Below are 1,085 nucleotides of genomic sequence, written 5' to 3'. Positions count from 1 at the left end.
TATTTTCCGTTAGCTGCGATTCGTTTGTGCGGCAGCAAGGCCATTCAGTACATCACTCATACTGAGTTTTGACGGCAAGAGAATGCCATTGGGTGCGCTTGGACCGTAGATTTTATTATAGGGCGTACCTGGTACACCTTCATGGCGCATATAGCTTTCAATCGTTTTGTTGGCCTCACTCCAGTTGCCTTGCATCAGGATAATGTTGTCTGCCATTAAGGCATTCACAATTTGTTCCCTGTGGGTGACTTCGGCTTTATTGGTTTGGCAGATGGTGCACCAATCTGAAGTGATATCGACAAACACTGTATAGCCTTGGGCAACCAGAGGTGCAATTTGCTCGGGTGCTAAGGTGTGCCATTGCAGTTTTTGATAGGCTTGATAATCCTCGCCTTTATGCACAAATCCAATAATCGCACCGAGTCCTAAGGCGAAAAATCCCAGTACAAATATCACCGCCAGCGGTATGGTTTTTCCTTTTTGTCTTTGCCAAAGCAGCAGCAAGATAGCGCCGATTAATAGGCAAAGAATGATAATACTGATCAGAGTAATAGTGCTCATAAAATTTCCTGCTGGAGAATGGCGTGCCTTTATTAAACATAGAGGCTTAGGAATACAGACTTAGATTCGTGCTTATCTTAGCGGTTAACGGCTTAAATCAGCGTGAATTTATGGGATTTCATTTAAGTAGTCCTTTGACGAATTCAGTTGCAATTGTGTTTTGCGCCTGCTGTTGAGTCTTTGTAAGCTGGGCAAGATGATAGTTACCGCTATAACAAAAATAAAAGGAAATAAGATGACACCTTTACTATCGTGTCGACGCGCGTCGGCTAGGCCGCTTTGGTCATTATTACTGTTGCCGTTGATCGTATTCTGCTCGAGCCTGAGCTATGCCGAACCCGCCAAAAAGGCCGAGGATAAAGCCGACAAGCTTGCCCCTGAAGTCGTCAAAACTGAGCATAAGATGACGATTCAAGGGCAAAAAGTCAGTTATCAAGCGATAAGTGGCGAGACTATTTTAAAGGATGATAAAGACGAACCGCTGGCGAGTATTTTCTCTATTAGGGTCTGTTGATCTTTGCTGT

At 44.1% G+C, this 1,085-nt stretch carries 1 protein-coding gene and 1 pseudogene; one reads left to right on the top strand and one right to left on the bottom strand.

From position 1 onward, the window contains the following. Positions 1–9: 9 nt before the first annotated feature. Positions 10–561, bottom strand: a complete 552-nt coding sequence (locus tag NE536_RS22785) for a thioredoxin family protein (RefSeq protein ID WP_220592193.1) — start codon at positions 559–561, stop codon at positions 10–12. Positions 562–796: 235 nt separating this feature from the next. On the opposite strand from NE536_RS22785, the pseudogene NE536_RS22780 reads away from it, so the two are divergent. Beyond that, positions 797–1,063 (top strand): annotated as a pseudogene (locus NE536_RS22780) (peptidase S10); the annotation flags it as partial. Positions 1,064–1,085: the final 22 nt, after the last annotated feature.

Source organism: Shewanella septentrionalis, assembly GCF_025370265.1.
GTDB classification, from domain to species: Bacteria; Pseudomonadota; Gammaproteobacteria; order Enterobacterales; family Shewanellaceae; genus Shewanella; species Shewanella hafniensis.
Note: the sequence above shows the minus strand (reverse complement) of the source record. Positions and strands in the feature narration are given on the sequence as shown.